23 protein-coding genes, 1 other RNA gene and 1 other annotated feature are annotated in these 22,383 nt (G+C 40.1%); of the genes, 19 read left to right on the forward strand and 5 right to left on the reverse strand.

Annotation, left to right across the window (positions count from 1 at the left end; all coding sequences use genetic code 11):
• Window positions 1–81: 81 nt before the first annotated feature.
• From AC4J95_RS13175 to AC4J95_RS13240, 14 genes are all read left to right on the forward strand, one after another.
• Entirely contained in the window at window positions 82–594 is a 513-nt protein-coding gene (locus AC4J95_RS13175) for a P-loop nucleotide/nucleoside kinase family protein (protein ID WP_494550285.1), read from the forward strand.
• A 14-nt stretch (window positions 595–608) separates the two neighbouring features.
• Complete coding sequence (locus AC4J95_RS13180; RefSeq protein ID WP_494550286.1) at window positions 609–1,211, forward strand: transglutaminase-like domain-containing protein; 603 nt, start codon at window positions 609–611, stop codon at window positions 1,209–1,211.
• A gap of 80 nt (window positions 1,212–1,291) precedes the next feature.
• The gene (locus AC4J95_RS13185; RefSeq protein ID WP_494550287.1) at window positions 1,292–2,275 is read left to right on the forward strand and encodes a LacI family DNA-binding transcriptional regulator; all 984 of its coding nucleotides are present in this window, start codon (window positions 1,292–1,294) and stop codon (window positions 2,273–2,275) included.
• A gap of 184 nt (window positions 2,276–2,459) precedes the next feature.
• Window positions 2,460–3,197, forward strand: a complete 738-nt coding sequence (locus AC4J95_RS13190; protein WP_494550288.1) for a sugar phosphate isomerase/epimerase family protein — start codon at window positions 2,460–2,462, stop codon at window positions 3,195–3,197.
• Complete coding sequence (locus AC4J95_RS13195; protein WP_316402685.1) at window positions 3,197–3,442, forward strand: hypothetical protein; 246 nt, start codon at window positions 3,197–3,199, stop codon at window positions 3,440–3,442. The genes AC4J95_RS13190 and AC4J95_RS13195 overlap by 1 nt, the downstream gene beginning before the upstream one ends.
• Before the next feature lie 12 nt (window positions 3,443–3,454).
• Window positions 3,455–4,726 (forward strand): gluconate:proton symporter, encoded by a 1,272-nt coding sequence (locus AC4J95_RS13200; RefSeq protein ID WP_494550289.1) that lies wholly within the window; start codon window positions 3,455–3,457, stop codon window positions 4,724–4,726.
• Between the two features lie 38 nt (window positions 4,727–4,764).
• Complete coding sequence (locus tag AC4J95_RS13205) at window positions 4,765–5,727, forward strand: sugar kinase (protein WP_494550290.1); 963 nt, start codon at window positions 4,765–4,767, stop codon at window positions 5,725–5,727.
• The gene (locus AC4J95_RS13210; protein WP_494550291.1) at window positions 5,724–6,350 is read left to right on the forward strand and encodes an orotidine 5'-phosphate decarboxylase / HUMPS family protein; all 627 of its coding nucleotides are present in this window, start codon (window positions 5,724–5,726) and stop codon (window positions 6,348–6,350) included. The genes AC4J95_RS13205 and AC4J95_RS13210 overlap by 4 nt, the downstream gene beginning before the upstream one ends.
• A complete protein-coding gene (gene hxlB, locus AC4J95_RS13215) occupies window positions 6,347–6,889 on the forward strand; it encodes a 6-phospho-3-hexuloisomerase (RefSeq protein WP_494550292.1) in 543 nt (180 codons plus the stop codon). The genes AC4J95_RS13210 and hxlB overlap by 4 nt, the downstream gene beginning before the upstream one ends.
• A gap of 9 nt (window positions 6,890–6,898) precedes the next feature.
• The gene (locus AC4J95_RS13220; RefSeq protein ID WP_494550293.1) at window positions 6,899–7,537 is read left to right on the forward strand and encodes a bifunctional 2-keto-4-hydroxyglutarate aldolase/2-keto-3-deoxy-6-phosphogluconate aldolase; all 639 of its coding nucleotides are present in this window, start codon (window positions 6,899–6,901) and stop codon (window positions 7,535–7,537) included.
• A 163-nt stretch (window positions 7,538–7,700) separates the two neighbouring features.
• Window positions 7,701–7,944 (forward strand) — a binding site (T-box leader).
• Between the two features lie 118 nt (window positions 7,945–8,062).
• Window positions 8,063–8,902, forward strand: coding sequence for an SAM hydrolase/SAM-dependent halogenase family protein (locus AC4J95_RS13225; protein WP_316402691.1), 840 nt, complete (start codon window positions 8,063–8,065; stop codon window positions 8,900–8,902).
• Between the two features lie 73 nt (window positions 8,903–8,975).
• Window positions 8,976–9,527: an ECF-type riboflavin transporter substrate-binding protein gene (locus tag AC4J95_RS13230; RefSeq protein ID WP_316402692.1), complete on the forward strand. Its 552-nt coding sequence runs from the start codon at window positions 8,976–8,978 to the stop codon at window positions 9,525–9,527.
• A 16-nt stretch (window positions 9,528–9,543) separates the two neighbouring features.
• Window positions 9,544–11,235, forward strand: a complete 1,692-nt coding sequence (locus AC4J95_RS13235) for an ABC transporter ATP-binding protein (protein ID WP_494550294.1) — start codon at window positions 9,544–9,546, stop codon at window positions 11,233–11,235.
• The gene (locus AC4J95_RS13240) at window positions 11,222–12,055 is read left to right on the forward strand and encodes an energy-coupling factor transporter transmembrane component T family protein (protein ID WP_494550295.1); all 834 of its coding nucleotides are present in this window, start codon (window positions 11,222–11,224) and stop codon (window positions 12,053–12,055) included. The genes AC4J95_RS13235 and AC4J95_RS13240 overlap by 14 nt, the downstream gene beginning before the upstream one ends.
• An 86-nt stretch (window positions 12,056–12,141) precedes the next feature.
• Here the strand turns inward: AC4J95_RS13240 and AC4J95_RS13245 are convergent, their stop codons facing one another.
• Window positions 12,142–12,348: a DUF378 domain-containing protein gene (locus AC4J95_RS13245; protein WP_216409494.1), complete on the reverse strand. Its 207-nt coding sequence runs from the start codon at window positions 12,346–12,348 to the stop codon at window positions 12,142–12,144.
• Window positions 12,349–12,602: 254 nt separating this feature from the next.
• On the opposite strand from AC4J95_RS13245, the gene AC4J95_RS13250 reads away from it, so the two are divergent.
• A complete protein-coding gene (locus AC4J95_RS13250) occupies window positions 12,603–12,827 on the forward strand; it encodes a hypothetical protein (RefSeq protein WP_494550296.1) in 225 nt (74 codons plus the stop codon).
• 81 nt (window positions 12,828–12,908) lie between these two features.
• On the opposite strand, the gene ssrA is transcribed toward AC4J95_RS13250, so the two are convergent.
• Window positions 12,909–13,277: a transfer-messenger RNA gene (ssrA, locus tag AC4J95_RS13255) on the reverse strand.
• 207 nt (window positions 13,278–13,484) lie between these two features.
• On the opposite strand from ssrA, the gene AC4J95_RS13260 reads away from it, so the two are divergent.
• Together AC4J95_RS13260 and AC4J95_RS13265 are read left to right on the forward strand one after the other, a co-directional pair.
• Window positions 13,485–14,207, forward strand: a complete 723-nt coding sequence (locus AC4J95_RS13260) for a response regulator transcription factor (protein ID WP_316402696.1) — start codon at window positions 13,485–13,487, stop codon at window positions 14,205–14,207.
• On the forward strand, window positions 14,204–15,685 hold the full coding sequence (locus AC4J95_RS13265; protein WP_494550297.1) for an ATP-binding protein: 1,482 nt from the start codon (window positions 14,204–14,206) through the stop codon (window positions 15,683–15,685). The genes AC4J95_RS13260 and AC4J95_RS13265 overlap by 4 nt, the downstream gene beginning before the upstream one ends.
• A 35-nt stretch (window positions 15,686–15,720) precedes the next feature.
• On the opposite strand, the gene AC4J95_RS13270 is transcribed toward AC4J95_RS13265, so the two are convergent.
• The 3 genes from AC4J95_RS13270 to AC4J95_RS13280 all read right to left on the reverse strand — a co-directional run bounded on the left by AC4J95_RS13270 (window position 15,721) and on the right by AC4J95_RS13280 (window position 20,190).
• On the reverse strand, window positions 15,721–17,160 hold the full coding sequence (locus AC4J95_RS13270) for an NCS2 family permease (RefSeq protein ID WP_494550298.1): 1,440 nt from the start codon (window positions 17,158–17,160) through the stop codon (window positions 15,721–15,723).
• A gap of 134 nt (window positions 17,161–17,294) precedes the next feature.
• Window positions 17,295–17,951 carry a hypothetical protein gene (locus AC4J95_RS13275; protein WP_494550299.1) on the reverse strand — a complete coding sequence of 219 codons (657 nt, stop codon included), beginning with the start codon at window positions 17,949–17,951 and terminating at the stop codon, window positions 17,295–17,297.
• 124 nt (window positions 17,952–18,075) lie between these two features.
• Window positions 18,076–20,190, reverse strand: coding sequence for an LTA synthase family protein (locus AC4J95_RS13280; protein ID WP_494550300.1), 2,115 nt, complete (start codon window positions 20,188–20,190; stop codon window positions 18,076–18,078).
• Window positions 20,191–20,368: 178 nt separating this feature from the next.
• Here AC4J95_RS13280 and AC4J95_RS13285 point away from each other — a divergent pair, with 178 nt between their 5' ends.
• Together AC4J95_RS13285 and aroD are read left to right on the forward strand one after the other, a co-directional pair.
• Window positions 20,369–21,538, forward strand: coding sequence for a class I SAM-dependent rRNA methyltransferase (locus AC4J95_RS13285; protein ID WP_494550301.1), 1,170 nt, complete (start codon window positions 20,369–20,371; stop codon window positions 21,536–21,538).
• Between the two features lie 22 nt (window positions 21,539–21,560).
• Window positions 21,561–22,310, forward strand: coding sequence for a type I 3-dehydroquinate dehydratase (gene aroD / locus AC4J95_RS13290; protein WP_494550302.1), 750 nt, complete (start codon window positions 21,561–21,563; stop codon window positions 22,308–22,310).
• The last annotated feature ends 73 nt before the right edge of the window (window positions 22,311–22,383 follow it).

Consider the following 22,383-nt stretch of genomic DNA (forward strand, 5'->3'; position numbering starts at 1 on the left):
TTACAATAAGTATAAAAGAAAACAATGGAAACATCATTACATTTTTTTACTCAAAAACTTTACTTAAAAGGATTGATCGACATGATTGTTATTATTACTGGTGCCTCACATACGGGTAAGACAGTTTTGGCCCAGAAGCTGTTAGAAAAGTATCACTATCCTTACTTATCAATTGATCATCTGAAGATGGGGCTGATCCGCAGCGGTGAAACAAAATTGACACCAGCAGATGATAAAGAACTTACACCGTATCTATGGCGTATTTTGAAGGAGATCATTAAGACTGCAATCGAAAATAAACAGCATCTCATTGTCGAAGGACTTTATGTTCCTTTTGATTGGAAACAATCATTTTCAGAGGAATATTTGCAGGAGATTCGCTATTATTGTTTGGTTATGACAGAAGATTATATAAAGTCGCATTTCTCTGATATCAAAAAATTCGCTAATACGATTGAAAAGAGGTTGGATGATTCTGATTTGACGATTGAAACAATGATTAATGAGAATGCAAAAACTTTGGCGATGTGTCAAAAATATGGATGCAACTATATTTTGATTGACCAGACCTATGATTTTGAATTGGAGCTGTAAAAGGAGGGCGAAGCATGGAATTAGAATCGGATAAGCTAGCTGATTATCTGCAAGATTTACCGGAGATATGTTTGAATGAGCCTGCGATAAAAAACTTAAGTCAAAAGCTTTCTTCAAATACTGAAAATGAAATTGCTAGCATTCAACGAGCCTTTTATTATGTTAGAGATAAAATTGATCATTCGTGGGATATCCAAGCGACCAGAGTGACCAAGACTTCTGTTGAAGTTTTAGAAAGCGGACACGGAATTTGCTATGCAAAAGCCAATTTACTGACAGGATTATTGCGAAGAGCCGGAATTTCGACCGGTTATTGCTATCAAAAGCTGCTTCTTTTTGATGAAGTAGATAAGCGGTATTGTATCCATGCACTGAACGCCGTATACATAAAATCCCAGGATGCATGGATTAGGCTCGATGCCCGTGGAAATAAAACAGGAATTGATGCACAGTTTTCTATGAATAAGGAGCATCTTGCTTTTAATCCAGACACACGTTTAGGTGAACGAGATTATAACGTAATCTATACAAAGCCAAATAGGAAAACCATGCGTGTGTTAGACGAGAGTAACGATGCTTTGGCAATGTATGTGAATGCCTTACCGGAATCTCTTTAAGTGAGTGATTAGATTGGTTGTCTTTCCATTCGTTTAAAAATTCGCTACAATATTAAAAAAAGATAGTCGGAGAAGAGCACATGAAAAAAATTACCATCAAAGAGGTTGCGGAAGAAGCGGGCGTTTCAAAAACAACGATTTCACGCTTTCTTAATAATAATTACGGCAATATGTCGAAGGAAACCAAAGCGAAGATCGCAGAAGTGATCGAACGCCTAAACTATCGTCCAAGTAAACAAGCACAGTCACTAAAATCAAAACATAGTTATCTGATTGGTGTAGTGGTTGCCGATATTTCCAATCTGTATTCCTCATTACTATTAAAAGGAATCGGGTCTGTACTTGAACAAAGTGGCTATCAAATGATCATTGTGGATGCTGCTAATTCAGTCACGCAAGAAAAAGAGTTGTTGGAAAAACTACTAGATCAGAGTGTGGAAGGAATTATTCTGCAGCCATCCTCGCGACAAACAGCTAACTACGAGTTTATTACTGAACGAAATATTCCGCTCTTGTTAGTTGATCGGCAAACTGAACCGGAAAAATGGTCTTCTGTAATGACCAATAATATTGCTGCCACCCAAGAAGTTTTGGAAAAAGCTTTAAATATAGGCTATGAAAATGTGGTCGTTGTAAGTGAACCGGTCAAAGATGTGAGTACTCGGGACTTACGTTATCAAACCGTCAAAAAAACCGTTCAAGCAGCAGGAAAAACCTGCAAGCTGCTTGAAATTACTGATGAGAATCAATTACCTGATTTACTTCGACCAACTATTGCTGAATCGAAAAAGAGCTTGCTTTTTGCCTCCAATGGTCGAATGTTGATGGATGTTTTGGGATGGTTGATCCAACAAGAAATTGAAATACCCGCAAAAATTGGTATCACTGGGTTTGATGATTGGAACTTAACTGAGCTAGTCGGACCAGGGATTACCAGTATTGAGCAGCCTTCTAAAAAGATTGGCAAAATTGCCGCACAGAACCTTTTAAAATTACTGAAAGAACCGCAAGAAAGACAGGAAATTATTGTTCCATCAGATATTCGTTGGCGAAAATCAGTTTAATATCTGTTATTTTATAAAAATAATTTAGTGAATAAGCAATGTATAGGAACCGGTTTCCATACATTGCTTATTTATTTTGTTCAAAATAATATGTTTTTTAAATCTGAAACCGTTGACAATTTTCGGAAACCGGTTTACTATACGAGTATAGAAACCGGTTAACTAATTGGAAGGACGCGATTTTATGAAGGATAGTAGATTAGTGCTTAATTTTTTAGTTTTTGCAGATAGAGTAGCAGATGGTGCGTTGCAAAGCGATTTGTTAAAAGAGATTTCTGATTTAGGGTTTAATCAAGTAGAAATCAGAAGAGAGTATTTTAAAGATATTAATAATGAAATTGATGTTATTCAATCGGAAGCTGAACGTTTAAACATGCAATTGTTCTACAGTGTTCCGGACGAAGTCTATGTAGATGGAAAGATCAATCCAAGATTAGAGCAGTATTTAGAAGAGGCCAAAAAAATGGGTGTAAAACACATTAAATGGAATATTGGCGATTTCAATGGAGAGCTTCATGAAACTGAATTGAAAGCGCTTCTTGAAAAAGGTGTAGAGATTTCGATTGAAAATGATCAAACTCAAACTTCAGGTACGATCAAAGCCATCAGTAATTATATGAAGGCAGTGAAGCGAGCGGAATTACATATTGGTTACGTTTATGATTTAGGTAACTGGCGCTTCGTTGGTGAGGATGAAATTGAGGCGGCCAATTTATTAAAAAGCTACGTACATTATATTCACGTGAAAGATGTAGCCTATACAGACGAACAACCACAAGCGGCGGGATTAGATCATGGTGAAATTGATTGGCGTAAGGTCTTACAAATTCTACCAAAAAATGTTCCGGTTGCAATTGAGTATCCAACAACTGCCAATGCAGAGATTCTAGAAGCCAAAGAATTATTGGAGAGTGAAATCTAATGACAGAACAACAAACAAAAATCGATCCAGAAAAATTTGCTTACCATTTTATGGAAACGATTCATCGTCCTGAGATCGATAAGGAAGATATGGAAAAAGCTGCCAAGGAAGCATTAGCAGCTTACCTAACAGGTTATTACTTAATTCAAAAATTCAACCATATGGAAAATGACTTCTTCGTTGAAGATCATGCCAAACCAATTTCAAAATACCAACGCATTTTAAGCGAATTAAACAATTATTAGGAGGTGAACGAAATGGGTAGCGCAATAACTGGAATCTTATTAGCCGTAACCTTTATCATCTTTGTTCTCTATGCTATGAAGGGTGGAAACTTAACAGTCGGCTTCTTCGTAATGGCAATCTTGTGGACGGTTATCGGAATGGTGCCTTTCAATACAGCGGTAAAAGAAATTTTCACAGAGCCGGTTCTGAATTATGGTAAGACCGCGGCATATATTATCTTTGGATCTTGGTTTGGACGAGTCTTAGTCGATACGGGAATCGCTGGCAGTATTAGTCGGCGCACGGAAAAGGTCGGTAAGAAAAGTCCCGTATTAGCAACGATTTTAATCGCTCTTGTAATCGCTTTAATATTCACGAGTTCTTATGGTGTCGGATCAGCTATCGCTGTAGGAGTCATCTTATTTCCAATCATGTTTTCGATTGGTGTTCCGAAAAACATTGCTGTCTCAGTTTTCACGATTGCTATTGGTGCAGCGATGTATGTTAACAATGTGTTGTTTGTCCAATTTCAGGTCTTCTTTCCAAAAGTAGCATGGGGACCGCATTACCAACGCTTTGGTTTTGTTGCAATGGGCGTTCAGATGGTGATCTTGATACTTTTCATATTGTTCAACGCAAAGAAAATTCGTAACGGAAAACCTGAAATCGTTGAAAGTACTACAGAAAAAGAAGTAGTAGAAGTTCCAATTTGGACTTACGTATTACCAGTCATGCCAGTAGCTCTAAGCATATTTGCTAAATGGGATGCAGTCCCAGCACTTCTACTGTCGACGATTATTGCCTTTGCAGCGACAGGAAACATGAAACGTTACAGTAAGTTCGTCACAATGATGAATGAAACCGCTAAACATGCGATCAGTGATATCGCTGGCTTGCTGATCATGCTCTTCGTCTTAACGATGTTCCAATCTGCTGCGGTTCATGCGATGTCAGGTTTTACCAGTGTATTCCAGGAAATTATTCCAAGCAGCAAGCTTGTTTTGATCATCATCGTTGCGATCATCGCGCCGCTTTCATACTTCCGTGGTCCGTTGATGCTATATGGTGCTGGCGCCGCTACCGCTGCGATATTAGTAGGAACTGGTATGTTCGATCAATACTTCCTGTACGGACTGCTGGTTGTGCCTTCAATGATGGGTGTCTCAGCTTGTATTACACAATCATGGAATTTATGGTCTGTGCAGTATGCAGGACTGGATACTAAAACATTCTTAATGACGGGAATGCCATGGGCATGGGCTGCTACCGTTTTGAATTTGATCGTTGCTTATATCTTACTTTAAAGAAAATAAAAACAATAAAATGAAAAGAGGAAGTTAACATGAGTGAATTTTTAACTATTGGTGAACCAATCGCATTATTTGGGTCTGAGGAAGTCGATAAATCATTGAAAGATGCTAGTCATTTTCAAAAATTTCTGGCTGGTGCAGAAGTCAATGTTGCTGTCGGTGTTTCTCGTTTAGGCCACAGCAGTGAATACATTACCCAAGTTGGAAAAGATCCTTTTGGTGAGTTCATTATCGATCGTTTGCATGAAAACAAAATCGGAACGGACTATATTTCTGAAACTGCTGATTTTTGGACGGCTTTCCAATTGAAGGATCGTGTCAGTCAAGGGGATCCAAGTATTTTCTATTTCCGTAAAGGATCAGCAGCTGCCCATTTTGATCAAGCAGTTTTAGATAAAATTGATTTTTCTGGAGTCAAAATGGCACACTTGTCTGGAATTTTTCCAGCTATTTCAGCAGAAGCACAAGAAGCCTTCCGCCATTTAATCCATTTATTGGAAAATAATCATATTCGTACCACCTTTGATCCAAACTTACGTCCACAGCTCTGGGCAACCCAAGAAGAAATGGTGGAGACGATCAATGATCTCGCCTCACATGCAGAGATTGTTCTCCCAGGTATCAATGAGGGAGAAATCTTAATGGGCAGCCGTGATCCTGAATCGATCGCTGACTTCTATTTAAAGAATGGTGAGGCGACTAAAACGGTTATTGTCAAACTGGGGACAGAAGGTGCTTATGTGAAGCAAAAAGACGGTACTAGCTTTACTGTTCCAGGCTTTAAGGTAGATAAAGTGGTGGATACTGTTGGGGCAGGTGATGGTTTCGCGGTTGGATTGATTACAGCTCTAATCGAGAACAAATCATTGAAGGATGCTGTTATTCGAGCAAATGCTATTGGAGCTATGGCGGTTCAATCACCTGGCGATAATGATGGTTATCCAACCCCGGAAGAGTTAGCAAAATTTTTACAACAACAGGAAGTGGAAGCATGAGATTACAAGCGGCAATCGACCGTGTCTCGTTGGAAGATGCGGTGGCTTTAGCTAAACAATTAGATGGTAAGACAGATATTTTAGAAATGGGCACGTCATTGGTCAAGGATTACGGAAATCTTGCAATCGTAAAATTGAGAGAGGTTTTGACGCAAACAACGTTGCTGGTAGATAGTAAAACGATTGATGAAGGTGCTTATGAATTCAATCAAGCTTTTCATCATGGCGGAGACATCGTCACTGTGATGGGAGCTGCATCGGAAGACACCTTGAAGGCTTGTTATGAGGTCGCTCAAAAAGAAAACAAGACTATGATGATTGACTTGTTAGAAGTTGCGGACGAAAAAATTGAAAAGATCAAAAATTTTCCAGAGGCAATCTATGCGTTGCATCACTCTGTTGACCGCAAAGATCAATTCAATGCTGCAAGCAGCGTTGAGGATTTCCGCAAAAAACATCCTGATATTAAACGCCTTGCGATCGCAGGCGGAATCGACTTAGAACAAGTCGGTATCTTAGCGGAGCAAGGAATCATCGAAGTGGTTATCGTAGGATCAAAAATTACTAAGGCGGAAGATCCGCTCAAAGCAGTAAAAGAATTTATGGGAGCTGTTCACATATGAAAACAATTGAAACGATTATGGAAGAAATTAATCAAGTCATGAAGCTAGTCGATGAAAAGGATTTGGACGATGCCTTACCGCTATTCCAAAAGGATAAACGAATCTTTGTGATCGGAGCAGGTCGTAGCGGTTTTCAAGCGAAAGGCTTTGCGATGCGATTGATGCATATTGGCTATACAGATTATGTCATGGGTGAAACGATCACACCTTCGATCCAAAAAGGTGATACATGGGTCGCGATTTCCGGTTCAGGTACGACAAAAGGAATCGTGGCAGATACCGAATCCGCAAAAAAACTGGGACTTGATATTGTTGCTTTAACTAGCGATAAAGAATCGCCATTGGCAAAACTGGCGGATAAAGTCATTACAGTACCCGGTGCGACAAAAACAGGCGCAGGCATAAAATCCGTTCAACTTTTATCTAGTCTGTTCGATCAGACTGTGCACATCACCTTAGACGCATTGACCTTGAAATTAGCAGAACGTGATCAAACTTCTAATGAGGATGCGCTTCATGAGCATGTCAATGTGGAGTAGGTGTGAACAATGAAAAAAGTTGAGATCTTAACACGTATAGAAAAAACAGGTGTTGTAGCGGTCGTTAGAGAAAACTCTCGAGAGCGTGCATATGAATCAGCTAAGGCGGTAATCAAGGGTGGGATCAAAGGGATCGAAGTGACATTCTCAGTGCCGCAAGCGGATAAAGTAATCGCTGATTTGAAGAGTGAATATCAGGGTGATACGAGTGTTGTGATTGGTGCTGGTACAGTATTGGATGCAGTGACTGCGCGGTTAGCGATAGTAGCAGGAGCAGAATTTATCGTGAGTCCTTGCTTTGACCAAACTACGGCTGAGCTTTGCAACTTATACCAAGTTCCATACATGCCCGGTTGCATGACAATCACGGAAATGCAGCGAGCGTTAAAAAGTGGTGCGGATGTAGTGAAGCTGTTTCCAGCTAATAATTTTACTCCGCAAATGATCAAGGCAGCGATGGCTCCGTTACCACAGATTAACATCATGCCGACCGGTGGGATCAACTTAGAAAATATCACACAATGGAAACAAGCTGGAGCGATCTTAGCTGGTGTCGGCGGAAACCTATTCAAAGGCGCGGCAGAGGACGATTATGACTTGGTTGCGCAAACAGCTGGAAAATATATAGAAAAATGGCGGAATAGCTGACCATAAATGAAAAATAGTTTTCTCGGTTTTGGAAACCAAGAAAGCTATTTTTTGAAACGAATGATTATATTTCGAAGAGTGGGCTGCACTTGAAAGCTGGCTGAGTTTTGATTTGTTCTCCATTGACAAGCGAGAATTTCTCTGCTATTTTATTAGCAATCGAAGAAACGCGATGATAAAGAGAGTAAAGTAATCATATTTGCTAAAGAGAGTCCTTATTTGGTGGGAGAGGATGCAAATCAGTTGCTTGAAAATGGCTTTTGAGCGGATTTCCCGAAGGTTTAAGGAAATACGGATGCCCCCGTTAACAAGGCACAGTCTCCGAAAATTTTTTTTGGGTACTGGTTGAGGTAAAGTCTGTGAGGATTTTACGATTAAAGGTGGTAACGCATAGTCATGCCCTTAGCAATTTTTTTGCTGAGGGCTTTTTTGTGTTTGCTTTTAAGTTAAGGTGACGATCTTAACAGGTAAGACTTCAATGACTAATCTCAGAGGATAATCGTAGAATTGGAAGGTGGAAGAATTATGGCAGGTTTTTTAGTAGTTCAAACGGATTTTGGTTTACAGGATGGTGCGGTTAATGCAATGTACGGGGTGGCTTATCAAGTTGAACCGACATTAAACATCAACAATTTGACCCATGAAATTGAACCTTATAACATTCATGACGCAAGCTATCGGTTATTACAGGCGGTTACTTATTGGCCGGCTGGTACAGTGTTTGTTTCAGTGGTTGATCCTGGAGTAGGCTCAACTCGCCGCAGTGTCGTCGCGGAGCTCAAAGACGGGCAATATGTCATTACACCTGATAATGGCACCTTAACCTATTTAGCTCAGTATGTAGGCATCAAGGAAGTGCGGCAAATCGATGAAGAAACTCAGCGTTTACCAGGCTCATCCGAGAGTCACACATTCCACGGTCGCGATGTTTATGTTTACAATGGGGCTCGCTTGGCAAGCGAAAAAGTTCGCTTTGCTGAACTAGGAACAGTCATTCCAATAAGTGAATTAGTATCATTTCCATTAATCGCACCTGTTCAAAGTGAAAAGACAATTACCGGAACAATTGATATTACAGATATCCGTTTTGGCTCGCTATGGACGAACATTCCAGTGGATTTTTTCAAAAAATGGCAGGTTGAATATGGACAAAGCCTGCTAGTAAAAATATACTATCAAGGTGTGATCCGTTATCAAGACGAAGTCGTCTTCGGTCGCTCCTTCGCTCAAGTTGCACCAAAGGAAGCTGTGCTTTACATCAATTCATTACTGAATGTTGGTTTGGGGATTAATTTGGATTCCTTCTCTGGTGTGTATAAGATTGGAACGGGTAATGATTGGACGATCGAACTGACGAAAATTTAGGGATCAAAGCACTTATTTGCAAGGAAATGTTTGAAACGCAGTAATACATTAATTAATAAGGGAGTAGAAAAGTATGAATAAGAAATTCACAGTAAAACACATTGTAGCTATCGGGATCGGCGCGGCAGTTTTCTTCATTTTGAAGCGTTTTGTGACGATTCCAACGGGGATTCCAAACACGGATATCGCGACGGCGTATCCTTTCTTGGCACTGTTAGGCGTTGTTTATGGACCAATCGTTGCGGGGTTGGCAGGTTTTATCGGTCACGCATTGGGAGATTTGACTACTTATGGCGCTTGGTGGTCTTGGATTGTTGCATCAGGAATTTTAGGAGTATTCTTTGGTTTATTAGCAAAACGAATTCCAATCGAACAAGGCATTTTCGGCAAGAAAGAAATCGGAACATTCTTAGTTGGTGAAACGATCGCCAACTTGGTTACTTGGGTTGTCATTGCGCCTATTGGTGATATCCTGATCTATGCAGAAGCACCAAGCAAGGTATTTACCCAAGGTGTTGTTGCTGGAATCACGAATGCGATCGTAACTGGAATTATCGGCTTTATTTTATTAAAAGCTTACGCACAAACTAAAACGAAAAAAGGCAGTTTGAACAAAGAAGCTTAGAACGCGAGGATATAAAATGATCGAGTTTCGTGATTTTACATTTCAATATGACAGCCAAGCTGAGCCAACGTTAAAAAAAATCAATTTGACGATCGATCAAGGTGAAAAGATTTTGATCATGGGCCCCAGCGGCTCAGGTAAATCAACTCTAGGAAAGTGTTTGAACGGCATTATCCCGCAAAATGAAAAAGGGACGTTTACCGGCAGCTTAAGTATCAACGGAAAAGCCTTTAGTGAATCCTCGATTTACGATCTTTCTCTTGATGTTGGAACGGTGCTGCAGGATACGGACAGTCAATTTGTCGGCTTGACTGTAGCTGAAGATATCGCTTTTTCACTGGAAAATGAAATGATTGAACAGGCCGAGATGCGAGAAGCAGTAAACTACTGGTCGGAAAAAACGAATTTATCAGCCCAATTGGAAAAACGGCCGCAGGATCTCTCTGGGGGACAAAAACAACGAGTAACAATGGCTGGTGTCTTAATTGATGAAACGCCGATTCTCTTATTTGATGAACCCTTAGCCAATCTTGATCCTCAGACAGGCTATGAAGCGATCCAAATGATTGACCAATTGTATCAATCGCAAAAGTTTACAACGATCATCATTGAGCATCGCTTGGAAGAAGTCTTAGCAGCACCAATCGATCGGGTCATCTTGATGAATGAAGGAACGATCATTGCGGACATGACACCAACTGAGTTACTAAAAAGTGATCTATTGGCAGAATATGGGATACGTGAACCGCTATATATTACAGCGTTGAAACGAGCGGGAATCCCGCTAACGGATTTCGCTGATCTCACACAGGTTGATCAATTGGTCTCATCAGAAATAGCGGCTGCGTTAGCAAAATCGCAAGGAGCATTTAAACCGATTCCCAAAAAGGAAGATTCGTTATTAACATTGAAGCAGCTTTCCTTTGGTTTTGGCAATGAATTGGTGATTAGGGATATTGATTTGATGCTTTACCAAGGTGGGATGGTCAGCTTAGTAGGTCATAATGGTGCGGGTAAATCGACATTGTCAAATCTGATCACAGGTTTCTATCCACTTCAATCAGGCGAACTATTATGGAAAAACCAATCAATCGCAGATGAAAGTATCAAGGAACGAGCGGACAAGATCGGATATGTTCTGCAAAACAGCAACCAAATGCTATCCAAGAATATGATTTTTGAAGAGGTTTCTTTAGGGTTGGAAAATCGTGGAGTTGATCCGGACACGATCCAAGAAAAAGTATTAGAGACTTTGAAGGTTTGCGGTCTTTATGAGTTTCGTAATTGGCCGATCTCTGCTTTGAGTCATGGTCAAAAACGTCGTGTGGCGATTGCTGCAATTTTGGTGTTAGAGCCGGAGTTGCTGATCTTAGATGAACCAACGGCGGGTCAAGATTATTATCATTACAATGAAATGATGACTTTCTTGCGTAAATTGAATCAACGAGGGATCACGATCTTGATGATCACTCACGATATGCATTTGATGCTGGAGCATACACAACGGACACTGGTCTTAAAGGATGGACGGATCATCGCTGACGAAACGCCCGCGAACGTACTATCTTCAGCAGAGCTTGTCACTTCAGCAAGCTTACGGCAAACGAGTCTATATCATTTGGCAAAAAACAATCATTTAGCTGACGCTACAGGCTTTGTGTCGGCATTTATTCAGCAGGATGAGGGAGGATCTTATGGAGGGCAATAATTTAATCGGTTATTTGCCGAAAAAAACCGTAATCCATCAACTCAGCGGCTTTACGAAGCTGTTATGCTTCTTGATGATCTCAGTTGTTGGAATGATCTCCTATGATACACGCTTCTTGTTAGGACTGGCGATTTTTTCAGCAATCTTATTTCATACAGCACAGATCAGTTATCGTGAGATTTCATTTGTCTTGAAATTTATCGCGTTCTTCTCCATTTTGAATTTACTGACTGTTTATCTATTTGCGCCTGAATACGGAGTGACGATCTATGGGACGCGTCATGTGATCTTTGAAGGAATCGGACGCTATACCCTGACACAAGAACAGCTTTTTTATGAGTTCAATCTGTTAGTAAAATATTTTGTTACGATTCCACCAGGCTTGATCTTCATTCTGACAACAAACCCTAGTGAACTTGCTTCTAGCATTCATCGGGTTGGCGGGTCTTACAAAATCGCTTATGCCTTTTCATTAGCGTTGCGCTATATTCCAGATATTCAGGAAGATTTTCGGACGATTTCCAAAGCACAGCAGGCGCGAGGTAATGAGCTTTCCAAGAAGGCTTCATTGATGAAAAGAGTCCAGGGAAACTTAACGATCGCGATCCCGCTGATTTTTTCAAGCTTGGAACGTATCGAGACGATTTCCTCAGCGATGGAGCTGCGTCGATTCGGAAAGAAGAAAGGTCGAACATGGCTGTTGGCAAAACCATTGAAGCGTAATGATTACCTTGCTTTATTATTTGTTATTATCTTATGTTCAGCAGGAATCTCATTGCTGGTCATCAACGGCGGCCGCTTTTACAATCCATTTCGTTAAAAAACGAAGCTCTCTATAGTGTCCAGAGAGCTTCGTTTTTTTTAAATCTATATTAACGATCTAAACTAATTTTTAGTTCACTGAATTTACTCAGCACGATTCGCAATTCCAGGGATAAATTTCAAACAGTAAAGTGCACATAGTCCGACAACGATGTAGATAATTTTTGCTAGGATCGCTGTACTTCCACCTGATATTGCTGCCACTAAATCATACTCAAAAAGACCAACTAATAACCAATTGATTCCACCAACGATCAACAAGATAAGTGCGATAATATCTAGGTATTTCATCTGTAAACCCTCCTCTCTGATTGCTGTAACCCTACCACAGTTAATCCAGGCTACCCACAGATATGCTCAAAATATGTTAAAAAGAATATGGAATAAGGCAAAAAAAGACGCGTGACAAATCTGTAAAAGGGATGCTCAACTGAAAAATCCATTTACTTAATAAAATGAATTTTTTTCAATAAATGAGACTATCTCGAGTCTCAGCGCGTATAATGTACTTGAGAGAGTTTGGTGACAGAAAGGGAGCGAGTTGAATGTTGAATCCGTTTATCAATGCTGGGCTAGAAGTAGCCTTAAAGGACTTATTTCGCGATAAATTCACTACAGGACAAGTTTATCCGGCAACCGCAACCGATGTATGTAAAGAACGCTTGATCGTTTATGTCTATCCCACTAGTTTGAAATTCGTTTTTGTTGATCAGGAACAAGAGGCATTAGAGAAAGAGATGATAGAGCAGGTTGAGCAAGAAACAGTTTAAAACATATCTAGTATTATGTTACCTATAATAAAAAGCCAAAGCGCCAAGTAATCGGCGTTTTGGCTTTTTATGATTGAAAAATTATGGAGCCGAGGGGATTTGAACCCCTGTCCAAACACTCCGAATACCTAAAAATCTACGCTCATAGTCAGCTCTATTGAAGTTTCGCGTGATCAGCTGCCGAGTGACAGGCGACTGATTTTGCTAGTCTGATGATCTCTTTTTTAACTTGCAGACGGTAAGTTAAAACGTATCCCACTAATTTTGAGACCCTTACCCGAGCACATGGGCGATACCGGGAGGATCTACGCTAACTGTTTTTAGGCAGCTAAAGCGTAAGAGTTATTGTTGTTTTTAGCAGTTATATTTAACTGTAACGTTTTATCGTAGACGTAACCTACGAAGCGCAATTCAGGCTCGAACCGTGCCTGTCGAATCCAGAACGGCCCCTAAAAATAATTTGCTGCAAAAAAAAGTATAACATCTCGTTATAAAAAAAGCAAAGAAGTAATTGGATAATGAAGAAATTGCTATCCCAAATCAAAAAGATTGAAGAAAAAACAAATTGTTAGTGAAGATACGGGTAAGGTAATGGTTCAAAAAAATGAAATAGAGTATACTTAGAATGAGAATCAGATGATATCAGGGGGTTAAAGTATGAATATTTTAATGATTGAAGACAATGAATCCGTTTCTGAGATGATGCAAATGTTTTTCTTGAATGAAGGCTGGGATGCGGAATTTAAATACGACGGGCAAGAAGGCCTTGATGCGTTTAAAGCAGATCCTGAAAAATGGGATATGATTACACTGGATTTGAATCTGCCTAGTATGGACGGCATGGAAGTAGGTCGTGAAATTCGCAAAATTTCCAAAACTGTTCCGATCATCATGTTAACGGCAAGAGACTCTGAAAGTGATCAGGTAATTGGTTTAGAGATGGGTGCAGACGATTATGTAACGAAGCCTTTCTCACCATTGACCTTGATAGCAAGGATCAAGGCTCTGCATCGCCGTAGTGAGTTGACGTCTGAACCGCAAAAAGAAGCGACAGCATCGAATAACAGCTTTGATATTCAAACGGATCATTTCAAAATGAATCTGAAAACGCGGGAAGCTTATTTAGATGGGCAGCCTATTGAAGGATTGACGCCAAAAGAATTTGATTTGCTCTATACGATGGCGAAAAAGCCACGCCAGGTATTCACCAGAGAGCAATTACTAGAATTGGTTTGGGATTATCAGTATTTTGGTGACGAGCGAACGGTTGATGCCCACATCAAAAAATTACGTCAAAAAATCGAGAAGGTCGGTGCACAAGTTATCCAAACTGTTTGGGGCGTAGGATATAAATTCGATGACACCGAGGTTGGTCGATGAAATACCTGTATCAACAATTACTGGCTTTTGGCGGCTTGATCCTGTTGATCCTATTGACATTAGGACTTTCTTTTACTCAGTTTACTCGTAAGACATTGGAGGATAACAACTATAAAGAACTACTAGGCTATGCTCAATCGATGGAAAAAAATAATCTTTCTTTAAGTCGAGATATTCGCTTCGAAGGCATGTCCAGCAATGAGATTTTTCAATTTGCGATCAAAGTGACAGAGTCGAGCTTGAATCAGCAGGATGTGTCATTTGTTTTTATTGATAAAGACCGTACAGTACAATATCCTGAGGAATCAGGAAAGGTGAATCAGCATCTAGTCAGCGACTCTCAATGGCGTGCATTAAAAGCTGGACAGCAACAGAAGGAAACCAGTGCGAAGAATGTGATGGGGCAAAGCCAAACGACCTCCTATGCGATGGTTCCTTTCTTCACCGATGGCGTATTCTTTGGCGTGCTGCTAGTCAGTCAGCCGGCTATGAACGTAGAGACAAGTGTTAATTCAATTGTAACAGACTTGTTCAAAGCCTTTATAATCGCTTCGATTATCGCGATCATCGTCAGCTACTTCTTTGCGACGCAACAGGTGAAACGGATCAATCGAATGCGTTCAGCGACAAAAGAAGTAGCGGCAGGAAACTTTGATGTCGCAGTACCAAATCGAAATCGTGATGAATTTGATGATTTGGCAGATGATTTTAACCGAATGACAGTATCGTTAAAGGAATCACAGGAAGAAATCGAACGTCAGGAAGAACGGCGAAAACAATTTATGGCGGATGCTTCTCATGAAATGCGGACGCCTCTGACAACAATCAATGGATTATTGGAAGGGATGCAGTATAATGCGATTCCTGAAAATCAGAAAGAAAAAGCCATCAAGCTGATGCAGAATGAAACATCTCGTCTGATTCGTTTGGTCAATGAAAATCTGGACTACGAAAAGATTCGCACCAATCAGATCACTATTTTACTTCAGGAATTTAATGCAACAGAGGCTGTTGGCACACTCTTGTCTCAACTAGAGGGGAAAGCAGAGGCTTCAGGTGACCATTTGATCCTGCAAACAAAAGAACCGATCACCGTCTATGCTGATTACGATCGTTTTGTCCAAGTCATGGTGAATTTGATCCAAAATGCGATCCAATTTACAAAAGATGGCACCATTGCTGTTGCGATTAGTAAATTGGAGAAAGCCACGGAGGTCAAAATTTCTGATACGGGAATCGGAATGTCGGAGGATCAAGTGAAAAATATTTGGGATCGCTATTACAAAGCAGATCCTTCACGAAAAAATACAAAATATGGCGAATCTGGACTAGGCTTGTCGATTGTGGATGAGCTGGTTCGCTTGCATAACGGCACGATTGAGGTTGACAGTAAATTAGAAAAGGGGACAACCTTTACCGTCGTATTTCCGGACAAACCAGAGGAAGCAAAGAAAACAAATGAAGAAAAAGAAGCGTAAAACCAAATCGGTTTTACGCTTCTTTCATTGTGTTTTTAAAGTATAGCTAAGATAATAAAGTTCAAAATAAATAGCAGATCCACGATCCAAAGAATCGGAGAGATCTCTTTGGTTTTGCCTTTGATCACTTTAACGATTGTGTAGAAGATAAATCCTGCTGCGATCCCGTAAGAAATGCTGTAGCAAAGTCCCATGAAAACACTCGCGAAGAATGCAGGAACGGCTTCTTCTAAATCTAACCAATTGATATCTGCGAATGAAGCCAACATCATAACGCCGACTAAAATTAAAGCAGGTGCTGTTGCTTGCGCAGGAACGACCGCGATCAATGGTGAAAACAAGCTGCTTAATGCAAATAAAGCAGCAACAACAACAGAAGTTAGACCAGTACGTCCACCAGCACCGATCCCGGCTGCTGACTCCACATAAGTTGTCGTATTAGAGGTTCCGAAGATCGCGCCAATTGAAGTAGCGATCGCATCGGCGAACAAGGCTTTGTCCATTTTTGTTTTAAAACCACGAGAATCATCATCCAAGGCTTTTTCGTCTTCCTTAGAGAAGATGCCTGTACGACGACCTGTTCCGATGAAGGTTCCGATCGTATCAAATGTATCTGATAAACTGAAAGCCAAGATTGTCATTAAGACCTGAGGCAATTTAGACGAGTCAGAGAAAAGTGACCCCATACCAGCTGGACCGAAAGCAGCCCCAAAAGTAGTACCTAGTTCTTGGATCGAACTGCTCAATGAGTTTGATTGCCAATCGATTGCCCCTAATTGAACCACACCCATAGGAATCCCTAATAGGGTAGTGATGACGATACCGATCAAGATCGCACCGCGCACATTTTTAACAACTAAGATAGTTGTAATAACTAAACCGAAAACTGCTAATAAAATAGGAGCATTGTTAAAGTTTGCTAATGCGGGAACAATGCCGCTGTTAATGGAAACGCTCGTTGCCTTACCACCTTCAACGATACTGCTGGTGATTGCTCCTGAGTCTGCAGTAAAAGAAAGTAACCCAGCATTTTTGATCCCCACATATGCTACGAAAATCCCGATCCCGCCGCCGATTGCGTGCTGCATGCTCTCTGGAATCGCGTGAATGATCAGCTTACGAATTTTTGTCACAGTGATTAGAATATTGATGATTCCGCAAATGAATACCATTGCCAAAGCTTGCTGCCATGAATAACCTAGTCCAAAAACGACTGTGTAAGTAAAAAACGCGTTCAGGCCCATACCAGGTGCCTGTGCGTAAGGAACGTTCGCAAACAATCCCATAACTAAAGTCCCAATCACAGACGCGATGATGGTAGCTAAGAAGACCGCTTGAAAGGGCATCCCTGAAGCTGACAGGATAGTAGGATTTACAAACAAAATATAACTCATAGCAAAGAATGTAGTGATTCCAGCCATTACTTCAGTGGAAATGTTGGTGCCTTGCTCTTTTAATTTAAAGAATTTCTCCATTATAATTTAACGCTCCTTAAAAATAAGTTCATTATATCCGTAAAAACCGAATACTTTTTAATTATAGTGAAGAAACAATCGACTTTCAACAATTAGTTCAACTAAAGAACAAATAAAAAAAAGAATGTTCGTGTTTAGCGAGCATTCTTCTTTCTTTTGATTGCACTGATTAATCGGAAAGATAGGATTAACAGACACAAGCAAATAAAAATATAAGAAATAGCTTTAAATAGTGCATTGAAAAACAGGTCTAGCAAGGTTGTAGAAGAAAGTTCAAGGGAAAGGGAGGAACGTATTGAATAGGCGATCCCGCTTGTCCCGTTACTTAAGACAAAGTTTGGTAGTTCTTTTAATTGATTCAACCCTTGATGATAAAAGGATTGTAAGATTGATTCATAAACAGGTTCAAATATAGTAAACAGCAAAATCAGACAGGTAGCTGCGATCAGTAGACCGATTAGAAACTCGAGTCCGGTTGAATAGATTAATTTTTTCATTGAAGAAGCAGTGTCCTTTTGACGATGGATTTTTATTGCTAAAAATACTAGCAATAAGAAGAACAATCCTATCGCACTCAGGATTAACCGATCGGAGAAGTATCGCTGCAATTGATCTACTTCCTTTGAAGTAAATAATTGGATTTGAGCGGAAGAATCAAACTGATGCAAAACTAATTTTATCATGCCCAAACTGGTCAAGACAAAGAGAGCGACCAGACAGATCACCCATGAAATTGAAAACTGTATTCGATGTCGTTTGATAGTTGAAAGCGTCGTTGAAATAAGTTCCATGGATTCCCACCTCTTCCTAATAAGTATAAAATCCTAATTTGAAAGAAGTATGAATTCTATCGGAAGAAATAATTGTAGATAAAAGAACACCCTTCACATTTGTTTGCGAAGGGTGTTCTCGGTATTATTGTTGTTGATTTTGCTCTTGATATTGCTTATAAGTCTCAGTCTTATAGAGGTCTTGAGTGGATTTTTTACCTTTTTGATCAAATAAGCTAGTAGATTTATCTCCTAGTTTATTCTCGATTTTTTCCATCTGATTCAGAGCATCTTTATAGTCGTAATCAGAAGCATCAATTGGTTTCAATCCGCTATTTGAATGGAAGCGAAGCAGATCACCATTATTGATATTATCTGAGGTATTTAACTGAGTAGAAACGGCTTCTTTCCACGCCTCGGTTTGTTTTTGTAAAATTTCGCTTGGCTCGGTGATTGCCATACCATCCTTGTTACTATATAAGCTTCCGCTGTAGTATGTGTAATCTGGTGTGACATAATCTCCATCACGGAAAGCAACGATTTGATCGTGCTCTTTAGACAATAGATCTTGTCCCAATTGAATGTAATTACTCGTATCAACACCTAGAAGATGCAAGAGGGTAGGTAAAGCATCAACTTCGCCACCATACGTATGGTTGATACCGCCTTTGTCTTGGCCTGGAATGTGAACCATATAAGGAACACGCTGCATTTGAGCATTGTCAAAGTTTGACCAAGTTTCTTTTGATTTTCCAAGTAAAGGTGCTAAGTCAGAGTTCCGAGAGTTAGATATCCCGTAATGGTCACCATACATTACGATGATGGAATTCTCATATAAACCAGAAGATTTCAAGTAATTAAAGAACTCTTCGACCGCTTTGTCTAAATAGTTTGCTGTGGCGAAATATCCGTTGATGGTTTCATCTCCGGTATCAGCCATTGGGAATCCGCCTTCGTCGTTTTTGAACTCACTATAAGGATAGTGGTTCGAAACAGCGATAAACTTCGTATAGAATGGTTGTTGCAGACGTTCCAGATACTTCACAGATTGTTGGAAGAATGGTTTGTCATGCAAGCCGTATTGGAATGAATTTTCATCGTTCACATCATAATAAGATGAATCGAAGAAATAATCATAGCCAAGGTTTTTATAAGTCTCAGAACGGTTCCAAAAGCTTCCAGAATTCCCATGGAAAGCTGCACTTGTGTAACCTTGTGTTTGTTTCAAGATGTTCGGTGCAGCTTGGAAAGTATTTTTACCGCCTAGTTGCGAGAATAGCGACCCTTGGTTTAAACCAAACAACGAATTTTCCATCAATGTTTCGGCGTCTGATGTTTTGCCGGCTTTCACTTGGTGGAAGAAGTTATCAAAACTAAATGTGCTATTGCTGTGGAAAATGCTGTTCAAGAATGGTGTCACTTCATATTCCTGACCATTTTCATCTTTAAGTTTATAATCGATTACAAACTGCTGCAAACTTTCTAAATGAATCGTAATAACATTACGTCCCTTAGCGATTCCGTAATACTCGCTGTTTGGCGCTGCATAATGATCTTTAACGTAAGACTCAACTTCTTTTAAGTCATTGGCACTGGCTTCGGCGCGAACCTGATTCGTCTTGTAAGTTTGAATACCATCGTAAACAGTGAAGGCGTTCACCCCAAGATATTTAATCAAATAGTCGCGAGAGAAAGTACGCGTCAATAATTCCGGACGATCAGCTTCGGCTAAGAAGAGATTTCCTGAGAAAATCATGATTGATAGGGCCGTCATAGCGAAAGCCATCCTTGCACGGACCGGACGATCTTCTCTCTTGATGCGTTTGCGCCACAAAAGAATTGGCAAAATCACGATATCAATCATATATAAAACATCGTAAGGACGGAATAAACGAATTGCACTTTCACCTAAACCACTAGCTACTTTGCCAGCACCTAAGAAAGTATTGACAGTGATGAAGTCAGTAAACTCACGATAATAGACAACGTTGGCGAAGAGCAATAAGCTTGCCAGTCCATATATGACCATCATTGTCGTGTACGAGGCTTTCGACCGTCGTACATATAGAGCAATCGACAGTAAGAACATTGTCGATGCGATTGGATTGATAAACAGGATAAAGTACTGTGTCAGACTTTCGATCCCTAAATTAAACTCAAATAAGTATGCAAAGATACTTTTCGCCCATAATAAGAATGTCAGTAACGCATAAAAGCCGAGACGTTTATTCAAAAATCCAAGAGCTTTTAGTTTTTTCAATAGAAACTTCCTTTCTGCCGCAGAAAAAATGCGAAATGTTCACTTGTTACCTAGTTTACTCGCTTACATCCAACCAGTCAATTCTTATTAAAACTTGAGCAATCAGGTTTAAAGAAAACTTTATAAGCGAAATTTACTAATTTTTTTTGCTATACTATAGAAGAAAGCAGGGATGAGTGTGAAAATAGAATTAAATAATTATGGAATTAAACGAATTCGTCAAGGAAACCCATTAATTCAAGAAGAGGATTTAAAACAAAAAATTAATGAAATTCCTTTAGAATGGGTGACTTTTGTTGATAATAGAAATAAGTACGTCGCAACTGGCTATCTAGGAAAACAAAATAAAGGATTCGGCTGGGTGCTTGATCAGACACAACGACCGATCGATCAGACTTTTTTAATGGAAACATTTCAGCAGGCGATTCAGCAGCGACAACCCTTTTTCGCAGATGAAACAACGAATGCATTTCGTTTGTTTAACGGGGAAGGCGATGGCTTTGGCGGCGTAACCGTCGACTATTATGCGGATTATTTGGTAATTTCCTGGTACAACGAAACGATTTATCATTTCCAGAAGCTGATTGTTGATAGTTTATTGGCGGTCTTTCCAAGTACTAAAGGAGCTGTCGAGAAGATTCGTTTCAAAAGCGAACTGAAAGAGAGTCGCTGGTTGGCCGGAGAAAAACCGCAGGAACCCCTAATAGTACTGGAAAATGGCGTTTCATATGCCGTATACTTAGATGAAGGATACATGACAGGTATCTTCTTAGATCAAAAGGAAGTCCGCGGGCGACTGACTGAAGGCATGGCAGCTGGGCAGAAAGTGTTAAATATGTTCAGTTATACTGGAGCTTTTTCAGTGGCAGCAGCATATGGTGGTGCCTTAGAAACAACAAGTGTTGATTTGGCACAGCGCAGTTTACCGAAAACGCAGGAACAATTTGAAGTAAACGGACTACCATTAGAACAACAAAAAATTATCGCTATGGATACATTTGACTATTTCCGCTATGCAGTAAGGAAGGATTTAAGTTATAATTTGATTATCTTGGATCCGCCTAGTTTTGCCCGCAATAAGAAAAAGACATTTTCTGTAGCAAAGGATTACGGACGTTTGATCGAAGACAGTGTAGATATCCTTTCTGAAGAAGGGACGATTATCGCGTCAACCAATGCGGCGAATCTTCCGATCAAGAAATTCAAGCAAGCGATCGAAACAGCTTTTAAGAATAAAAACGTTCGCTATCAGTTATCAGAAAGCTACCGGCTGCCAGCGGATTTTCCAGCCAGCAATTTTGAAGAAAGCAATTATTTGAAGGTATTGTTTTATACGGTAAAAAAATAGAAGAAAATGGGATGGGATGCGTATGATGGATATTCAAGTAAGAGAGGTACGATTTGATGCGGGAAAACCTAAAATCTGCGTGCCGATTGTTGGAAGGACTTTCGAGGAAATCATCGATCAGGCAAATGTGGCCAAGAAAGTTGCGGAAGTAATTGAATGGCGTGCGGATTATTACGAAGATGTCTTAGATGACGACAAGCTGAATTCAACATTATTAGCATTACGGGATGAAATTCGCAATATCCCATTGATTTTCAACCTGCGAACACCAGAAGCTGGGGGAGAAATTGATATTTCCTTGAATCAATACCGTCATATTAATGAATTTGCGGTTTCCTCACGGGCAATTGATCTGGCTGATGTGGAAGTATCGATCATTGATCAGTTATCGACGACCTTCATTAAATGGATGCAGGCATTGGACGTAAGGGTAATCTTAAGCTATTACAACTTCAAAGAAACACCTGAAGATGCGGTGATTCTTTTTAGACTAAATCTCATGGAGCACTGGGGGGCAGATATCGCCAAAATTGTGGTTGAGCCGGAAAACGAGGCAGATGTCCTGCGTCAGATGGAGATCGTAATGAAAGCCCAAACCTTCGTTTCCTTACCAGTCGTCTCTGTCTCTCTGGGGCGCTTAGGGAAGTTCTCACAGATCAGCGGCTCTTTAGATGGCTCCTGCATGACCTATGGTTGCTTAGAAGGTCAAGCTAGTCCGGATGCACAGATTGAGGCTGATAAGTTGGCTTTGATGATTGACGAATTAAAATAGAAGTAAAATTAAAAAACCGAGGGATCATAAACTATCAGAATGATAGAAAATGACTGCTCGGCTTTTTTATTCA

The organism is Enterococcus sp. GPZ-007 (assembly GCF_059374735.1).